The organism is Sinosporangium siamense, assembly GCF_016863435.1.
Lineage (GTDB): Bacteria > Actinomycetota > Actinomycetes > Streptosporangiales > Streptosporangiaceae > Sinosporangium > Sinosporangium siamense.
In genome coordinates, this window is record NZ_BOOW01000012.1 from 77,695 (window position 1) to 93,609 (window position 15,915).

Below are 15,915 nucleotides of genomic sequence, written 5' to 3' on the forward strand. Positions count from 1 at the left end.
TGACCGCTCTCCGAAAGGGGGTACCTGATGTAACGTTTGCCCAGGAATCGTCCTACCATCGGTGGTCTAGGCCATAGGCTGCGCATCTGCCAGCATGGACCTCCTGGTTACCCCGGAGTAGAGATGCGCTTTCCGGGGTGAGCGGCCAGGATGGAAGTGTCCTAGACAACAAGATGAAGAGGCTTCACAAGACCATCCTCGGAAGGCGAGACCCAGTGGCTTCCGGACGCCAGCGTTTCTCGATCATCAGCGACGGCCTACCCAGTCAGTTGCCTGATGTCGATCCCAGCGAGACCCAGGAATGGCTCGAATCTCTTGACAATGTGGTCAAGACGGAGGGGAGGACACGCGCCCGATATCTGATGCTGCGCCTGCTGGAGCGGGCCCGCGAGCATCAGGTCGGTGTGCCCGGGCTCCGAAGCACGGACTACATCAACACGATCCCGCCGGAGCGCGAGCCGTGGTTCCCCGGTGACGAATACGTTGAGCGCCGCATTCGGGCATACATCAGGTGGAATGCCGCCGTCATGGTCACCCGGGCCAACGCCCGCACCAACGTGGGCGGGCACATCGCGACCTACGCCTCGGCGGCGTCGCTCTACGAGGTGGGCTTCAACCACTTCTTCCGCGGCAAGGACCACGGCGAGTCGGGCGACCAGGTCTACTTCCAGGGCCACGCCGCGCCGGGTGTCTACGCACGCGCGTTCCTGGAGGGCCGTCTCAACGAGGCCCAGCTCGACGCCTTCAGGCAGGAGCTGTCGCACGGCTTCCGCGGCCTGCCCTCTTATCCGCACCCGCGGTTGATGCCCGACTTCTGGGAGTTCCCGACCGTCTCGATGGGCCTCGGCTCCATCTCGGCGATCTACCAGGCGCGGTTCAACCGCTACCTGCTCAACCGCAAGATCAAGGACACCAGCCGCAGCCACGTATGGTGCTTCCTCGGCGACGGCGAGATGGACGAGCCGGAGTCGCTCGGCGCCATCGGCCTGGCCGCGCGTGAGGAGCTCGACAACCTCACCTTCGTCATCAACTGCAACCTGCAGCGGCTCGACGGCCCGGTGCGCGGCAACGGCAAGATCATCCAGGAGCTGGAGTCCTTCTTCCGCGGCGCCGGGTGGAACGTCATCAAGGTGGTCTGGGGCCGCGACTGGGACCCGCTGCTCGCGGCGGACGTCGACGGCGTGCTGGTCAACAAGATGAACACCACCCCCGACGGCCAGTTCCAGACCTACAGCGTCGAGACTGGCGGCTACATCCGGGAGAACTTCTTCGACGACGACCCGCGCCTGCGGCGCATGGTCGAGCACATGTCCGACGACGACATCCGCAAGCTGTCCCGCGGCGGACACGATTACCGTAAGGTCTACGCGGCGTTCAAGGCGGCTCGGGAGCACGTCGGGCAGCCCACGGTGATCCTCGCGCAGACGATCAAGGGCTGGACCCTCGGCAAGGACTTTGAGGCGCGCAACGCCACGCACCAGATGAAGAAGCTGTCGAAGGCCGAGCTCAAGGAGTTCCGCGACCGGCTCTACCTCGAGATCCCCGACAAGGACCTCGAAGGCGACCTGCCCCCCTACTACCACCCGGGGCAGGACAACGAGGAGATCCAATACATGATGGAGCGCCGGGCGGCGCTCGGCGGCGTGCTCCCGAAACGGGTCAACCGCGCCAAGCCGCTCAAGCTCCCCGGCGACGCGGTCTACGCGGGCCTGCGCAAGGGCTCCGGCAAGCAGGCCATCGCCACGACCATGGCCTTCGGCCGCCTGCTCAAGGACCTCATGCGTGACAAGGAGATCGGCCACCGCCTGGTGCCGATCATCCCGGACGAGGCCCGCACCTTCGGTCTCGACGCCATGTTCCCCACCGCGAAGATCTACTCTCCGCACGGGCAGACCTACGAGGCGGTCGACCGCGAGCTGCTCCTGTCGTACAAGGAGTCGACCGAGGGCCAGATCCTGCACGAGGGCATCACCGAGGCCGGGTCGATGGGGTCGGTGATCGCCGTCGGGTCGTCCTACGCCACGCACGGCGAGCACATGATCCCGGTCTACATCTTCTACTCGATGTTCGGGTGGCAGCGCACCGCCGACCAGATGTGGCAGCTCGCCGACCAGATGGGCCGGGGCTTCCTCATGGGCGCGACCGCCGGTCGCACCACGCTCAACGGTGAGGGCCTCCAGCACGAGGACGGCCACACGCCGCTGATCGCCTCGACGAACCCCGCGGCGATCTCCTACGACCCTGCCTGGGCGTTCGAGATCTCGCACATCGTCAAGGACGGCATCCGCCGGATGTACGGCGAGCGTCCCGAGGACGTGTTCTACTACCTCACCGTCTACAACGAGCCCTACCAGCAGCCCGCCGAGCCCGAGGGCCTCGACGTCGAGGGCCTGCTCAAGGGGCTCTACCTCTACGCCCCCGCGACGGGCGACCACGCCCGCCGCGCCAACATCCTGGTCTCCGGGGTGGCGGCGCCCTGGGCCCTTGAGGCCCAGCGCCTCCTCGACGAGGAATGGGGCGTCTCCGCGAACGTCTGGTCGGCCACCTCGTGGTCCGAGCTGCGCCGCGAGGCACTGGACTGCGACGAGCACAACCTGCTCAACCCGGACAGCGAGCAGCGCGTGCCATACGTGACCTCCGCGTTGTCGAACGCGAGCGGTCCGTTCGTGGGCGTGAGCGACTACATGAAGGCCGTGCCCGACCAGATCGCCCAGTGGGTGCCCGGAGACTGGAGCTCCCTCGGCACCGACGGGTTCGGCCTGTCGGACACCCGGTCGGCGCTGCGCCGCCACTTCCACGTGGACGCCGCGTCGATCACCCTCGCGGTGCTCACGCAGCTCGCCCGCCGGGGCGAGATCGACGGCGAGATCGTCCGTGAGGCGATCACCCGCTACCACCTCAAGAACGGCGTGACCGAGGCGGGCGGCGCCGAGAGCAACGACACCCAGTCGATGGGCCTCTGACCGCCACCTGCTCACCGACGCCACAACGTGCCCCCGGGTCCTCACCCGGGGGCACTTGTGTCCGGAGCCACCGTTCACAAGAACCGCTCACAAGAACCGTTCGTCCCAAAGAATCTCGCGAGACCCGCGTCATACCTCTCGCCCAGCCCGGTCTCTGTGAGAGAGGCGGCGTGCCTGGAGGGGGCGCGCCGCCTCAACTCACACGGCATTACGGTCAATGGGCGCCCATTACGGCAAGAGCCCGCCTGGCCGCTTCCGCCTCGCCGAAGTGCGGGTCGGTCTTGAGCGCCAGCTGGAGGTGACGGCGGGCCGCCGTCACGTCGCCAAGGGCTCTGGCGATCTCCCCCCGGTGAAACGCGAACGTCGCGTCCCGCATCCCGGTCCGCGCCGCGCGTCCGGCGTAGGTCATGGCCTCCCGGTGCCGCCCGGCCTTGTGCAGGGCCCACGCCATCGCGTCCGCGACCTCGACGCTCTCCCGCCGCCCGAGCTCACGCCGCAGGTGGCGGACCGCCACAGCCGGATCGCCGTGCTCGGCGTGGTAGCGGCCGAGCGTGAGGTCGTCGGGCTCGCCGAGCCTGGCCGTGGCTGCGAGCACCTCGAACTGCTGTCGCGCCTCGCCGGCCCGGCCGAGCGAGTGATAGTAGCCGCCGAGCTCCAGCAGCACATGCGGCTGCGGCGCCCGGCCCACGGCGTCGGCGTAGTCGCGCAACGCCAGATCGACGCGCCCCAACGCCGCCTGTGACCGGGCACGGCCGACCAGGGCGGGCAGATAGCCCGGCACCACCGCCACGGCCTCCGTGAACGCCTGGAGCGCCTCCTTGTGGCGTCCCTGGCGGGCGGCCACCTCACCGGCCCGGTGCAGCGTGAGCGCCACGTCTCCGGGCAGCAGGGCGGCGTCCAGCGCGAGCGTGAGGGCCTCGCCGGCGCGCCGGGGGCGCCCGGTGAGGTCGAAGTAGTGCGCGGCCCTGGTGAACGCCGCGACCCCCGGTGCGTGGTCGAGGAGCCTCTGCAGAGTCTTCCCGGCTTTGCCGTAGTCCCCGAGGTTCACATAGGCGTCCGTCAGCGCGGCCAGGGCGGGCCCGTGCCGTCCGGCGAGCGCCGTGGCCTTGAGCGCCCAGTCGCGGGCGCCCGCGAAGTCGTGCGTGACGACGGCCAGCCGGGCCCGCCCCACATAGGCGTCGAGATTGCCGCCGGGCGCGAGTCTGAGCGACTCGGCGAGCACCTCCCCGGCCCGCCTCACCGCCGCGGGGTCGGCGCTGAGCTGCGCCTTCTCGACGTAGAGGCTGCCGAGCGCCGCCGACGCGGCCGGATCGCCGGGGCGGGCCCTCCGCCGCGCCTCGGCCTCGGCGATCATGCCGGCCAGGTCACCGGTGCGGGCCTTGGCGAGTATGGCGGGGTCCGCGGCGGGCGCGGGCCTCGCACCGCTCGCGCCGGGCGGCCCGGCCGGGACGAACAGGATGACGGCCCCCGTCACCACGAGAGCGGCGGGAACGAGCAGCGGCCAACGCCGCATCAGCGAACTCCTTAAACCGGGCACGGCGGCCGATCCACCCCGCGCCATCACAGACAACCGGTACGGCGGAAGCCCGCAGGGGCCGACCCTCCACGAGCTCTTGCCGGCAAGAAGACGGGCTACGACGGAAGCCCGGCCAGGCCACTCACGGTGGACGCCAAGGGCCAGGCTTCCGCCGTACACCACATGTCAGCGGATGTCGGGATAAGCCTCATAGGGGAAGACATCCCTGATGGCCTTGGCCGGGCCGAGCACCGGGCTGACCCAGGTGGGCAGGAGGCTGCCGCGGCGCAGCGGCTCGCCGGTGCTCAGGCGCACGAACGCCACGGTGACGTCGTCGGTCAAGCGCCGCCCGTTGGGCCACCCCTGGAGGTCGCCGCCGATGAGGCCGAACCTGTTGGGGCGGGCCGTCACCGGGGTCGTCATGTTGAGCCTGGTCATCTCGGCGGGGACGATCCGGCTCCGGTCGGCGTCCTGGTTGAGCACGTGGGAGTTGAGGTCGATCTTGATCGGGCCGGTCGCCTTGGCGATGCCCGTCAGGAAGAACTGCTCGAAGTCCAGTCGCGGCGTCGCGGGCGGGATCGTCAGCAGGCCGGGCGCGGTCAGCAGCGAGGCGTAGGGCTTGCGGACGGCTTCCCTCAGCGCGACGTTGGAACGGTCCTGGTCGGGACTCGACGCGTGGTAGATGTCGCGCAGGGGAGCCGGGTTGACGCTGTCGCCGAACATCGACAGCCCCTGCCGCGACACCTGGCGGAAGCGCCGCTCGCCGGGCGTGAGGCTGACGGTCTCACGCGACGAGGTGGCCCAGATGCCCACCACGGGGTTGCGGCGCACGTCGCCGTTGAGGGCGAGCTCGCTCTTCGGGACCTGGATCGCGATCGAGTGCACGTTGAAGGGCGCGATGAAGTCGAACGGCGGAGCCACCGACAACCCCACCCGGGTCAGCGCGATCATGCGGAAGTCGAAGAAGAACGGATCCTTGACCGGCCCGGAGAAGGTCTTGCCGCCGCCCGGCAGCGGCACGATCGCCTCGTCGAACTTGCGGCGGTAGTCGAGCCCGAGAGGCCACGGCGCGACCGGCGCGTCGTCAAGCAGGACCTTCGCAGGCTGACCCGGGCGGATCAGTTCGAGTTTGTAGGTCTGCGGGATGATCGTGCGCCTGGCCGCGGGGTTGAGGCGGGCCGCGGAGCCCGGTGAGCCGGATGCCGGGCCCATGCCGTGGTAGGGGTCGTTGCGCGGGTCGGCGACCGCCCCCTGGGCGCCGAACGCCGGGTAGCCCTTGCTCGGCGGGGCCTTGGGATCGCCGCTGCCGTCCCCGTTGCGATACCACCAGCGGTAGGTGAGCTCGGGCTTGCCGTCGCCGGTGCTGTCGAAGTGCAGGTCGTAGAAGCCCCTGGTGGCGAACCGGTAGTACGGCAGGGGCACGACCGGCAGCTCGAAGGGGATGTAGTTCCAGATGACGGTCACCGTGTCCTGGCGGTCCGGACTGGTGAACGCGTAGAGATCGGTCACGTCCATCTGCGGATCGAGGATCTGCAGCGGTGAGTCGGCGTGGTTGGAGGCCTCGGCGACCTCGGGCCCAGGGCACGTGAGGAGAGCCGCCGTCAGGAGGGTCCCGGCGGCGGTGAGAACGGTCAGGGATCTGGCCGCCCTCCTCCAGGGCCCGCGATCACGAAAAGTCTCCATATGTGTCTCCCCATGTATGGGGGTCAGTCTGATCACGTCGAGTGATTTAACCATGACGCTCGGTAACTTCAATGTGACCGACTCTCCCTCACGAAGAACCGGAAATCCCATGACCATGCAGATGGATCGCCGTTTCCTGCTCCGCGCCGGCGCACTCGCGGCCGGCGCCTCCGCCTTCGGCGGAGAGGCCCACGCGGCCCGCCGGCGCGAACCCCGCCCGTCCGAGGGCGGTGAGGCCGACTATGTGGTGGTCGGCTCCGGCCCGGGGGGCGCGCCCCTGGCGGCGCGGCTGGCCGCTGCCGGGCACAGCGTCATCGTGCTGGAGGCCGGGCCGCCGGCGGGTAACCGTACCTGGTATGACACACCCGGCCTGCACAACCGCGCCTCGGCCGCCGACACCGCCGTCCGGTGGGACTTCTACGTCGAGCAATACACCGATCCGGCGATGAGCCGCACCAACAGCCAATGGGTGCACGACCGGGGCGTGCTCTATCCCCGCGCCTCGACGCTCGGCGGCTGCACCGCGCACCACGCGCAGATCACGATGCATCCCGATCCGTGTGACTGGGCCTTCGTGCAGCAGCTCACCGGGGACGCCTCATGGCGGCCCGAGGCCATGTGGCAACACTGGGAGAGCCTGCTCAAGTGGAACCTCGTCGAGTTCCCCCCGCTGGTCGAGGCACTCAAGATCGACAGCCAGCTCCGCCGCATCATGAACGCCGCCGTGGACGAGGCGGCCCGCCTGCCCGGCGGCAACATCATCACCGACCACTACGGCGCCAACAAACCCGAGAACGTCGGCGGCGGCAGGCAGGGCTACCTATACGCCCCGCAGATGAACAGGGGCGGCAGGCGTTACGGCCCGCGCGAGATCCTGCACACCGCGTCGCAGCAGTTCGCGAGCAGGATGACCATCCGCACCGGCACACTGGCCCGCCGGATCCTCTTCGCCGGCGGCCCGGACGGGCGGCCCCGCGCCGTCGGGGTGGAGTGCATGGTGGGCGACCACCTCTACGCCGCCTCGCCGCTCGCCTCACCCGGCAGGGCATACGGCGTGCAGGTCTTCCGCGCGCGCAAGGAGGTCATCCTGGCGTGCGGAGCGTTCAACAGCCCGCAACTGCTGATGCTGTCGGGCATCGGCCCGCGCGCCCACCTCGCCCGGCACGGCATCCCGGTCGTGGTGGACCTGCCAGGTGTGGGAGGCAACCTCCAGGACCGCTATGAGGTGTCCATCGTCACGCACCACCGGCCCTTCGCTCTGCTCGCCTCCTGCTCGTTCGGCAAGCCGCTCGACCCCTGCCTCGCCGCGGACAAGGGGCTCGGCCTGTTTGGGTTCAGCCAGTTCAGCCCATATTCCATCAGCGCCGGCACCGGCGGCGTCAAGCGCCGCTACGGCGCCGACCCCCGGGCCCAGCTCTACGTCTTCGGCGCGCCGGCCGACTTCCGCGGCTACAAGCCAGGCTTCGACTCCGGCTATGTGAACGACAAGTTCTCCTGGCTTGTGCTCAAGGGCTACGCCGCCTCACGCATGGGCACCGTGCGTTTGCGGTCGGCCGATCCCGTGCATCCGCCGTACATCAACTTCCGCAAGTTCGACGACGGCGCCGGCGGGCACGAGGACGTCGCCGCCGTGGTCGACTCGATGGCGATGGTGCGGCGCATCAACACCGCCGCCGGAGCCGGCACGGAGGTGTGGCCCGGCCCGCAGGTGTCCACTCCCGAGCAACTCGCCCAGTGGGTGCGCAAGGAGGCGTGGGGCCACCACGCCTCCTGCTCCAACCCCATCGGCCCCGACGGGGACCCGGACGCGGTCCTCGACAGCCGCTTCCGCGTGCGCGGCACTATCGGCCTGCGTGTGGTCGACGCCTCGGCTTTCCCACGCATCCCGGGGCTTTTCATCTGGGCCCCCACGGCGATCATCTCGGAGAAGGCCGCCCACGACATCCTGAGCGAGGCCCGCCTGTAGGCGTGTTCAGCACGGACTCCACCGACCCCGGCCGGTCGAGGTTGATACCGGTTCACCCCTGGTCGAACCCGACCGGCCGAGGCCACCCTCGGCCGGACTCACTCGCTCCCGCTCCCGTTCGCTCTCGCTCCCGCTCTCGCTCCCGCTCTCGCTCCCGCTCTCGCTCCCGCTCTCGCTCCCGCTCTCGCTCCCGCTCTCGCTCTCGCTCTTCGCGATTGCCACGAGGACCCCTGTTGACTGCCGTCCGCCAATGGCTCTATTATCAACATATCGGTTGATAAAGAGATTGGTTGATAAGCATGGCGGTTGACGAGGCGGAGGAGCGACTGGACCGTGCGTTCACCGCGCTGGGCGATCCCGTCCGGCGCGCGCTGATCGCCCGGCTGTCCCGCGGCGACGCGACCGTGAACGAACTCGCCGAACCGTTCGCCATCACCAAACAGGCGGTCTCCCGGCACCTCCACGTGCTGGAGGCGGCGGGCCTGATCACACGCAGCAAGGACGCCCAGCGGCGCCCCTGTCACCTGAACGCGGCCGCGCTGGAGGAGCTGACCAGCTGGATCGACACCTACCGGCTGGAGGTCGAGCGGCGCTACCGCACGCTCGATGCGGTCCTGGAAACCATGGAGGAGCAGGAGAAATGAACGAGACCACGATCACCGCCCAGCCCGGCACCCCGTTCATCGAGGTCGTCCGGGAGTTCGACGCCCCCCGCGAGCGGGTCTTCCGCGCGTGGACCGACCCCGAGCTGGTCCCGCAATGGCTCGGCCCGCGCGGCATGACGGTGAAACTGTTCGAACTCGACGCGAGCCCCGGCGGCAGCTACCGCTACATCCACGCCGACGACCGCGGAGAGTACGGCTTCCGCGGCGTCTTCCACAACGTCGTCCCGAACGAGCTGATCGTCCAGACGTTCGAATACGAGGGCGCGCCGAACCAGGTCAGCCTGGAGACGATGACGTTCGAGGACCTCGGCGGCGGCCGCACCCGGGTGCACGGCCGCACCGTGTACACAACGGTCGAAAGCCGCGACGCGATGGTCGCAAGCGGCATGGAGCGCGGCCTGCGCGACTCGATGGAGCGGCTGGACGAACTGCTGACCCGATGACCGGTCTTGCCTGAGCGGATTCCCTCCCTCGCCTGCCTGGTCACCGACTTCTCGACGACCCGGTCGTGCCCCAGGGCCGCCGCGCCCTCCACCTCGCATACCTGGTCCGGCGCCAGCCGTGTGAGCGACGGACACGTCGGTGGCTCCGGCCTCAAAGATCCCGTGAACTCATTCCCGCGAAACACCAGGTGACTGTGATGTCGCCGACGGTTACTGTGGTCGAGTGGCCGACGACGAGCTACCCCCCGTCTGCGACATATGTCTCGGCGCAGGGGGCGAGTGGATGCCTAAGAATGGCACTAAGGACTCCCACGAGGAGTGGGTGCCATGCAAGCCCTGCGAGGGCACTGGGCGGCGGAGACACACGTGACCGATCCCATCACCTGTCCCGAATGCGGCGGCCGCAAACAGCAACGCCTCGGAACGTTCTATTTCCGGTGCCGCTTCTGCAAGGGCCTCGGCTGGGTCGGCGGCCCCAACGAACCCGCCGAAACCAACCACACCCCACCAAAACAAGCACCCCCAGTGTGGGAGCGTTCGCAATGGCGAGACCCCATGGTCGCGTCAACCTTCCCCTGCCGCTACTGCCTCGGCGCCCAAGTCGTCACCAGCGTCGACGAAGCAGCCCGCACAATGCTGACAGTCCCCTGCCAATGTGCGGCGAAGGCCGGCGGGGCGGATTAGACGCGGGGATTTACCGGACACGCGCATTAAGTAGCGGCAGAGACCGGGGTGAGGTAAGGATTGGGGCGTCTCGACGTCACCGCCTTGGGAGGTAGCGAATGCGCAGCGCCCGGTTCCTGGTCGCCGCTCTGGCACTGATGGTGGCATCGGGGTGCACCTCCAAACCTTCGGCGACCGAGGCGATCGCCGAGCTGGAGCAGGATGTGCGCCGGTTGGAATCGGATGATCTGTTCAAGAGTCCGAGTATGAGTCTGCGTATCTTGCAGCGGCCCGACAAGGATTTGCCCTGCGGAGAGAACGGGTTCAAGCGTGTATTGCGAGCGACTGCAAATAAGGAGCGCGGCAATGAAGATCCGGACTCCCACCTCGATGGCGCCCAGAGGGTTATGGAGACGACTCTGTCCCGACACTTGGGATACAAGCTTGAGCAGGACATAAGTCAAGGGGATGCGCCGGAGGGACGATTCATCTACGGGACTAAGGAGACCGGTGTCGTGGTCACTGTGCACGTGGCGTCGGAGGCCCCGACCTGGCACTTGCATGCGCAGACCGTCTGCATGCCGCGTTGAGTAATAGTTTCTCAGTCTGAGTTCTGCAGCCGATGCTCGGCCAGATTGCTGGTATGGGCGCGAGAGGAATACTCGATCTTGTCGTCGAGGTCGCGATTCTTGTCCATCCATGCCTCGTAGGCGTTCAACTTACGCTGAAGTGCCTGTTCCCATTGTTGGCCGTTCTTAGCCTCCTGTCTGGCCTCGGTCGTCAGCTCCTCGTATGTTTTCAGGTTGCCGGTCACCGGGTTGACGAGTTCCTTCGGTGGGTCACTCGCCGGATAACCTCCGGCATGGAGGAGGTAGGCCATGTCGTACATCATGCGCCTGCTCACATCGGACTGTTTCTTGTCGGCGGCTTCGACCTGGGTTTCGAAACTGTCGGCCCAAGCGTCTGAGGCGGTGCTGACGACGTATGCCTGGACCAACGCCCATCCGAGTTCTGCGGCCTTGCCTACGATGGGGACGCCGTCGAGGAGCAAGGCGAAGCTGTTCTTGGTGACATCGCGAGCCAAGCCGGCGACGGCGTCCTCCTCTCCCAGCACCTCTTTGGTTGCCTTGAACTGGATGCTGCCGAGGTCGCCGAACGTTGTAGAGAGACCACGGAAATAGTCGGTTTTTCCCTTCGCGTCCAGGCGGGCTGCCGATATCAGCAGGTCATGGCGGAGCCCTGCCACAGTCTTATTGAACTCATCGACGGCGCGGTCCTCACCGGCAAACGTCTTGAAGAACCGGTAAGTATCGCCCGGGCTGAGGTAAAAGGCGGGAGTGACTCCTGGCCAGTCGATCCAGTGCTTCGGGGCATTCATGCCGGAGATGCGATCGGTGGCCTTGTCTGTGCGTCCACCCGAAAGCAGTTCATGGACGTAGGAGTTCGCTATCACTCCCATGGAGTCTTTAGCCGATCTGGGTAGTGTGGCGCCGAAGGAGCCTGCGGCGAGCAGCGTGTCCAGGGCGAAGGCGGCAGCGGCTGGGCTGTGGTGCCCGGCCTTTTCCTCGGTGGCCTCGCTGCCCGCAACCAGGACTCGGCCGAACACGTCGCCGATGCTCTCGCCACCGGTGCGGCCGTAATCGAAGAGTCGCTTCATCTTGTCGACCTGGCCTATTTTCAGATCGGCCCCTCCGGCTTTGGCGAACGCGTCCCGTACGGCGGTGCCGTCGTCGCCGAGAACCTCCAATCCCAGGACGACCAGATCTGACGGCAACCCATACGCCTTGAGCTGAGTGAATCCGGAGGTATGCCAGTTCTGCTTGGGGTTCCTCATGAAGTCGTCCAGGACGAGGGAGCGGGCTGCCGCACTGCGCACGTCTGAGGGGACATTGGCGCCTCTGAGGAGAGCAAGCCGCTGCCACGCCACCTGCTTGTCGTGCGTGGGCTTCACCAGTGCCTCGCGCACCTTGGTGAAGGCTGGGATGTGGTTGGGGGCGCGGAGGGCTGCGCCGAGGGCGGAGCTGAAGGCGGCGAGGTCTTGTTTGGCGGTCTTGCTGCCCGTTGTGGCGATGAGGTTGGGCAGGGTGTCGCGGACTTGTGGGGACAGGAAGGCGAAGAAGGCTGCGGCGGCTTGGGGGTTGTTGGCCAGTTGGGCGACTCTGCCGGTGTGGTTGTGGATGAGTTGGCCCTGGAACTCCCCGCTGTACTTGGTGGTGAAGATGTCCTGGTTGAACATGGTGGCGAGCCCGCGGGCGGTTTCGAAGTCCTCTATCTGGTCGGGGAGGTGGAGGAGTGATGACGCGGAGCCGCCGGCTGCCGCGGGTTCCTGTGCTCCCTTGCCGAGGGCGTTGATGAGTTCGATCCGGCCTTGCAGCATGGAGACTTGTTTTCCGCCCCAGTCGGCGATGTCGGCGATCTCTTGCAAGACGGAGGTGCTGACTCCGGTCTGACGGAACTTCGTGTCGAATTCGCGGCAGGAAGCAGCGAGGTTTGCCGCAGATCTCCGAAGCGATTCGGCCACTCGTCCCATCTCGTCGGGATCGATGCCGCAGAACCCGGCATCGGATGTCATGACTGCTCCCTCTTCTCTGCTCGCCTGCTATGCATTTCCGCCGAGTTCGCGACGTATGGCCTCGGCCTGGGACTCGGTCACCATGGCGGGGTGCCGGCGTAGTTCGTCCTCGATGGCGTTGGATAGGTGTTGTGCGAGCCGGCGTAGTCGGTGGTGGCGGTCTTCGAGTTCGTCGCCCCATCTGGTGGCTGTAGGCCCGGTCCAGACCTTTCCCGATCGCATGGCCGACGAGGCGGGTTGATAGGCCTGGCGTACGTCGCGGGCCCAGTTGTCGGCTTCCATGAGGAGAAGCTTCAGCTTCGCGTGCCGAGGATTGGGCACCATGCGTTCGGCCACGCGAGCCCCGTCCTCTCTAGGTATGGAAAAGCCAATAGCACAGTAGACGTATAGGGACGGTGTTGACAGCTCTAAGGCTCCCCGGGGAAGTTCTGCGATGTTGCGCCATGTAATGCCGGTTTTGTCCTCTGATTGAGTGGCAGGGGAGCGCGTCGATGCAGCCGCTCACCGAACGGCGGAGTTCGTCTGAGTCGTAAGAGATGGACGCAGGGGCGGGCGGCGTCGCTCGGGGGCCGGGTGATGAGGAAGGGCGCCCTGTTCGCGGCCCGCGCGGACAGGCTTTACCGGCTGTTCCAGACGCACGGTTCACTCGCCGACCTCGACCCGCGGACGGCGGACGGGATCGAGGAGGGCTACTTCCGCCGTGGCTTCGACGAGGTGTGGCGCGACGCCCGGTCCCGCCACCTGGCCGCCGGCCGGGAGGAGGAGAGCGGCGGACCTGAAGCGGCGCGTGGCCGTGGTCTTCCGGTCGTACTTCGAGGAGGTAACGACGGCGGCCCTCACCGGCCGAGCGGACGACCGGGTGAACTGCCAGGTCCCCTACGGCCCCACAATGGGCGCTTTCAAGCGCTTCGCGGAAAACACCCCCTCAGCCGACCGCCACAAGCGGCACGTGGACACCGTCGCCGAAAGCTTGATGACCGAAGCCACAAGCTCCTGACCTGATCCGACTGGCGTCGGCGACGGCGCGGCTGAGCATTTTCCGCTTATAGTCTGGATGCTTGTACAGAGACGGCTGAAAACTGAATACAAGGAGCCCCCCTTGTCCAATGCCGAGCAAATTGCCCAGATATTTCGGATAGCTCTAGAGGTTCTTCGCGAGGCAGGCCTTCCGCTGGGCCCCGACCGGGTGAGGGCAGCGGTCTCCCGGCAGGTCGACATCTCAGCGGAGCTTCAGGCGCCCGACAGACATGGGCAGGCACGCTGGTGGGCACAGCTCGGATTCCGCACCGGTGAAGCGGCCGCGATCGGTTGGATGAGCAAGAGAAACGGCTGGTCGCTCACGGACGCCGGAGTCCGGGCGCTGGCGGATTTTCCGGGTTCTCACCTCTACCGAGAGCTGGTGCGTCAGTATCGCGCCCGCAGGACCCCGCTGTCCACGCCGACCGGCGAGCCGTCTCCGTTCGAGCAGTTTCAACAGAACCTCGAATACGCTCGGCAGCTCGTGCGTGGAGGTCAGAATCTGGAGCGCCTCAAAGTAGGCGCATTCGATGTGAGCGATCTCTATCGAGCCGCCTGGACACAGTCGGTCGCCGCCCTGGACCACTGGATAACCCGGGAGCTTATCGATCGGGCGGTGCTGCTCGCGATCAATCCGCAGGTGCCACGCCCGCCGAAGTTCGACAAGTTGCCCATTCCTGTGGGGTTGTTCGAGCGGATCCATCATGGACGTGAGTCCTTGGAAGAGGTTTTCCGGGCACACCTGGACCAGGTCTTCGGGTTCATGACCTTTCAAAACCTCGAGAAGATCAAGGAAGGCCTCGCCCATGTGAGCACGGTGAAGCTCTGGGTGAAGGTCGCCGAGATCCTGACCGATCAAGACCCGACGGCACCGGTCACCCAGGACAAGGTGCGGCGCAGGCTGGAAGAGATCGCCTGGCGCCGCAACAACATCGCTCACACCGCCGACCACGACCCGGAGCATCCCGGGCAGAAGATGCCCATCACCTCGCGTGACGCGGAGGAGACGCTGTCCTGGCTCGAGTCGACCGCGATCGCCATCCAGTTGGCACTCGGAGACCCGCTCCCGGCCGAGGACTACAGTGCCGTTCCCAGCGGTGCGGGTGCCCTGGGGGAGGTTCCTCAGGTCGCGTCGCGGTCGCCTTTGACGCGCGGAAACGGCAAACAGGAGAGCTTTCTCCATGCCCTTGAGACATACACTCATCCGGAGGTGTCGACCACCCTTCTGGCCGTCTACCGGCATGCGGAAAGTCATCCCGCGTTCCGCGGATACCGGCACTACTGTGGCGAGGCCGCGCACCCTTCGGCCACCGCGTGGTTCAGCCTCGGGTCCGATGAAGCCGCCGTCTGGGGCATCTACACAGGGGTGAGCAAGTCAGTGCTGACGATCAACTTCGAGTGGATGCGCAACCGGGGGGCCGACCGGGGCCGGTTGGCGCGGGTGAACGAGGCGCTTGCGGGCCTTCCGGGGTGGACGGATGTGTCCGAGCGGCTTGCCGCGGCCGACTACGGTAAGCGGCCGTCCATCGGCCCTGTCGCGCTCTCCCATCCCGATGCTGCGCGGACGGTGATCTCGGCGCTTGACGAGCTGTTGAAATAGCCGCTCGTCCAAGGACGAGGACGAGGACGAGCGGCCGGGGAAGCGCCGGTCAGTGCGGGACCACGCCGTCGGCGAGGACGCGGCGGTAGTTGGTGATGCGGTCCTCCACGCTGTCCAGGCAGCAGCTTGAGCACTTGCCTCCGTGGGCCGACGTGTAATACAGGCAGCACGTCTTGCGCAGGTAGAAGAGGCCCTCGCGGTCGCCCTCGCGGAGGCGGATGACGTCGCCCAGGCGGGCGAGGTCGCCGGTGGAGGCGGCGAGGAAGGTTTCGTAGGCCTCGTGCAGGCGGGTGACGTCGCCGCCGCGGCGGCTGGAGATGCAGAACGCCGCCGCGCAGCCGTGGGCGACGCCGCCGCGGAGCTGGCGCATGCCGGCTTTGGTGCGGATGCGCAGGGCGTCGGCCAAGGGGAGGAGGTGGTCGTCGAGGACCCAGGAGACGAGGGTGGTGAGGGGCGCCTGTTCGACGCGGGGTTCGCGGAGGGCGACGGCTTCGAAGCCGTGGTCGGGGGCGAGGCGTACGGCGACGTTGCCGGCGCGCATGTCGACGACGACGCGGTCGAGGGCCCAGGCGAGGAGGGCGGAGGCGGTGACGGTGCCGGCGTAGACGGCCATCACGGTGAGGGCGGTGGCGTGGTCGGAGACCTGGCCGCTGCCGCGGCGTTCGGCGTCGAGGACCTGGCCGAGTTCGTCGGAGTGCGGGTTGAGGAGGCGGTCGCAGGCTATCCAGTCGTGGCCGGGGGCGAGTCCGCGGTGCAGGCTGAATCGTTCGCCGTAGGAGTCGAGTCGGGTGAAGACTTCCATGGCGTCTGTTTCGTGGGCGGTCACG

General features: G+C 67.4%; 13 protein-coding genes. 8 read left to right on the forward strand and 5 right to left on the reverse strand.

Annotation, left to right across the window (positions count from 1 at the left end; translation table 11 throughout):
* Window positions 1-215 precede the first annotated feature (215 nt).
* The gene (aceE, locus tag Ssi02_RS10035) at window positions 216-2,963 is read left to right on the forward strand and encodes a pyruvate dehydrogenase (acetyl-transferring), homodimeric type (protein WP_373870111.1); all 2,748 of its coding nucleotides are present in this window, start codon (window positions 216-218) and stop codon (window positions 2,961-2,963) included.
* Between the two features lie 214 nt (window positions 2,964-3,177).
* Here the strand turns inward: aceE and Ssi02_RS10040 are convergent, their stop codons facing one another.
* The gene (locus tag Ssi02_RS10040; protein ID WP_204024016.1) at window positions 3,178-4,476 is read right to left on the reverse strand and encodes a tetratricopeptide repeat protein; all 1,299 of its coding nucleotides are present in this window, start codon (window positions 4,474-4,476) and stop codon (window positions 3,178-3,180) included.
* Window positions 4,477-4,665: 189 nt separating this feature from the next.
* Window positions 4,666-6,162, reverse strand: a complete 1,497-nt coding sequence (locus Ssi02_RS10045) for a DUF4331 domain-containing protein (protein ID WP_204024021.1) — start codon at window positions 6,160-6,162, stop codon at window positions 4,666-4,668.
* A gap of 109 nt (window positions 6,163-6,271) precedes the next feature.
* On the opposite strand from Ssi02_RS10045, the gene Ssi02_RS10050 reads away from it, so the two are divergent.
* The 5 genes from Ssi02_RS10050 (at window position 6,272) to Ssi02_RS10070 (ending at window position 10,489) form a co-directional block, all read left to right on the forward strand.
* Window positions 6,272-8,128, forward strand: a complete 1,857-nt coding sequence (locus tag Ssi02_RS10050) for a GMC family oxidoreductase (protein ID WP_204024024.1) — start codon at window positions 6,272-6,274, stop codon at window positions 8,126-8,128.
* A gap of 299 nt (window positions 8,129-8,427) precedes the next feature.
* Window positions 8,428-8,772, forward strand: coding sequence for an ArsR/SmtB family transcription factor (locus Ssi02_RS10055; protein ID WP_204024039.1), 345 nt, complete (start codon window positions 8,428-8,430; stop codon window positions 8,770-8,772).
* Window positions 8,769-9,236 (forward strand): SRPBCC family protein, encoded by a 468-nt coding sequence (locus tag Ssi02_RS10060; RefSeq protein WP_204024042.1) that lies wholly within the window; start codon window positions 8,769-8,771, stop codon window positions 9,234-9,236. The genes Ssi02_RS10055 and Ssi02_RS10060 overlap by 4 nt, the downstream gene beginning before the upstream one ends.
* Before the next feature lie 366 nt (window positions 9,237-9,602).
* A complete protein-coding gene (locus tag Ssi02_RS10065) occupies window positions 9,603-9,920 on the forward strand; it encodes a hypothetical protein (RefSeq protein WP_204024045.1) in 318 nt (105 codons plus the stop codon).
* 98 nt (window positions 9,921-10,018) lie between these two features.
* The gene (locus tag Ssi02_RS10070; RefSeq protein ID WP_204024048.1) at window positions 10,019-10,489 is read left to right on the forward strand and encodes a hypothetical protein; all 471 of its coding nucleotides are present in this window, start codon (window positions 10,019-10,021) and stop codon (window positions 10,487-10,489) included.
* Between the two features lie 11 nt (window positions 10,490-10,500).
* Here the strand turns inward: Ssi02_RS10070 and Ssi02_RS10075 are convergent, their stop codons facing one another.
* Together Ssi02_RS10075 and Ssi02_RS10080 are read right to left on the reverse strand one after the other, a co-directional pair.
* Complete coding sequence (locus Ssi02_RS10075) at window positions 10,501-12,471, reverse strand: hypothetical protein (protein WP_204024051.1); 1,971 nt, start codon at window positions 12,469-12,471, stop codon at window positions 10,501-10,503.
* 27 nt (window positions 12,472-12,498) lie between these two features.
* The gene (locus tag Ssi02_RS10080) at window positions 12,499-12,807 is read right to left on the reverse strand and encodes a hypothetical protein (RefSeq protein WP_204024067.1); all 309 of its coding nucleotides are present in this window, start codon (window positions 12,805-12,807) and stop codon (window positions 12,499-12,501) included.
* A gap of 451 nt (window positions 12,808-13,258) precedes the next feature.
* On the opposite strand from Ssi02_RS10080, the gene Ssi02_RS10085 reads away from it, so the two are divergent.
* Window positions 13,259-13,468: a hypothetical protein gene (locus Ssi02_RS10085; RefSeq protein ID WP_204024070.1), complete on the forward strand. Its 210-nt coding sequence runs from the start codon at window positions 13,259-13,261 to the stop codon at window positions 13,466-13,468.
* Between the two features lie 102 nt (window positions 13,469-13,570).
* Window positions 13,571-15,088 carry a hypothetical protein gene (locus Ssi02_RS10090; RefSeq protein ID WP_204024072.1) on the forward strand — a complete coding sequence of 506 codons (1,518 nt, stop codon included), beginning with the start codon at window positions 13,571-13,573 and terminating at the stop codon, window positions 15,086-15,088.
* A 49-nt stretch (window positions 15,089-15,137) separates the two neighbouring features.
* Here the strand turns inward: Ssi02_RS10090 and Ssi02_RS10095 are convergent, their stop codons facing one another.
* Complete coding sequence (locus Ssi02_RS10095) at window positions 15,138-15,890, reverse strand: (2Fe-2S)-binding protein (RefSeq protein ID WP_204024074.1); 753 nt, start codon at window positions 15,888-15,890, stop codon at window positions 15,138-15,140.
* Window positions 15,891-15,915: the final 25 nt, after the last annotated feature.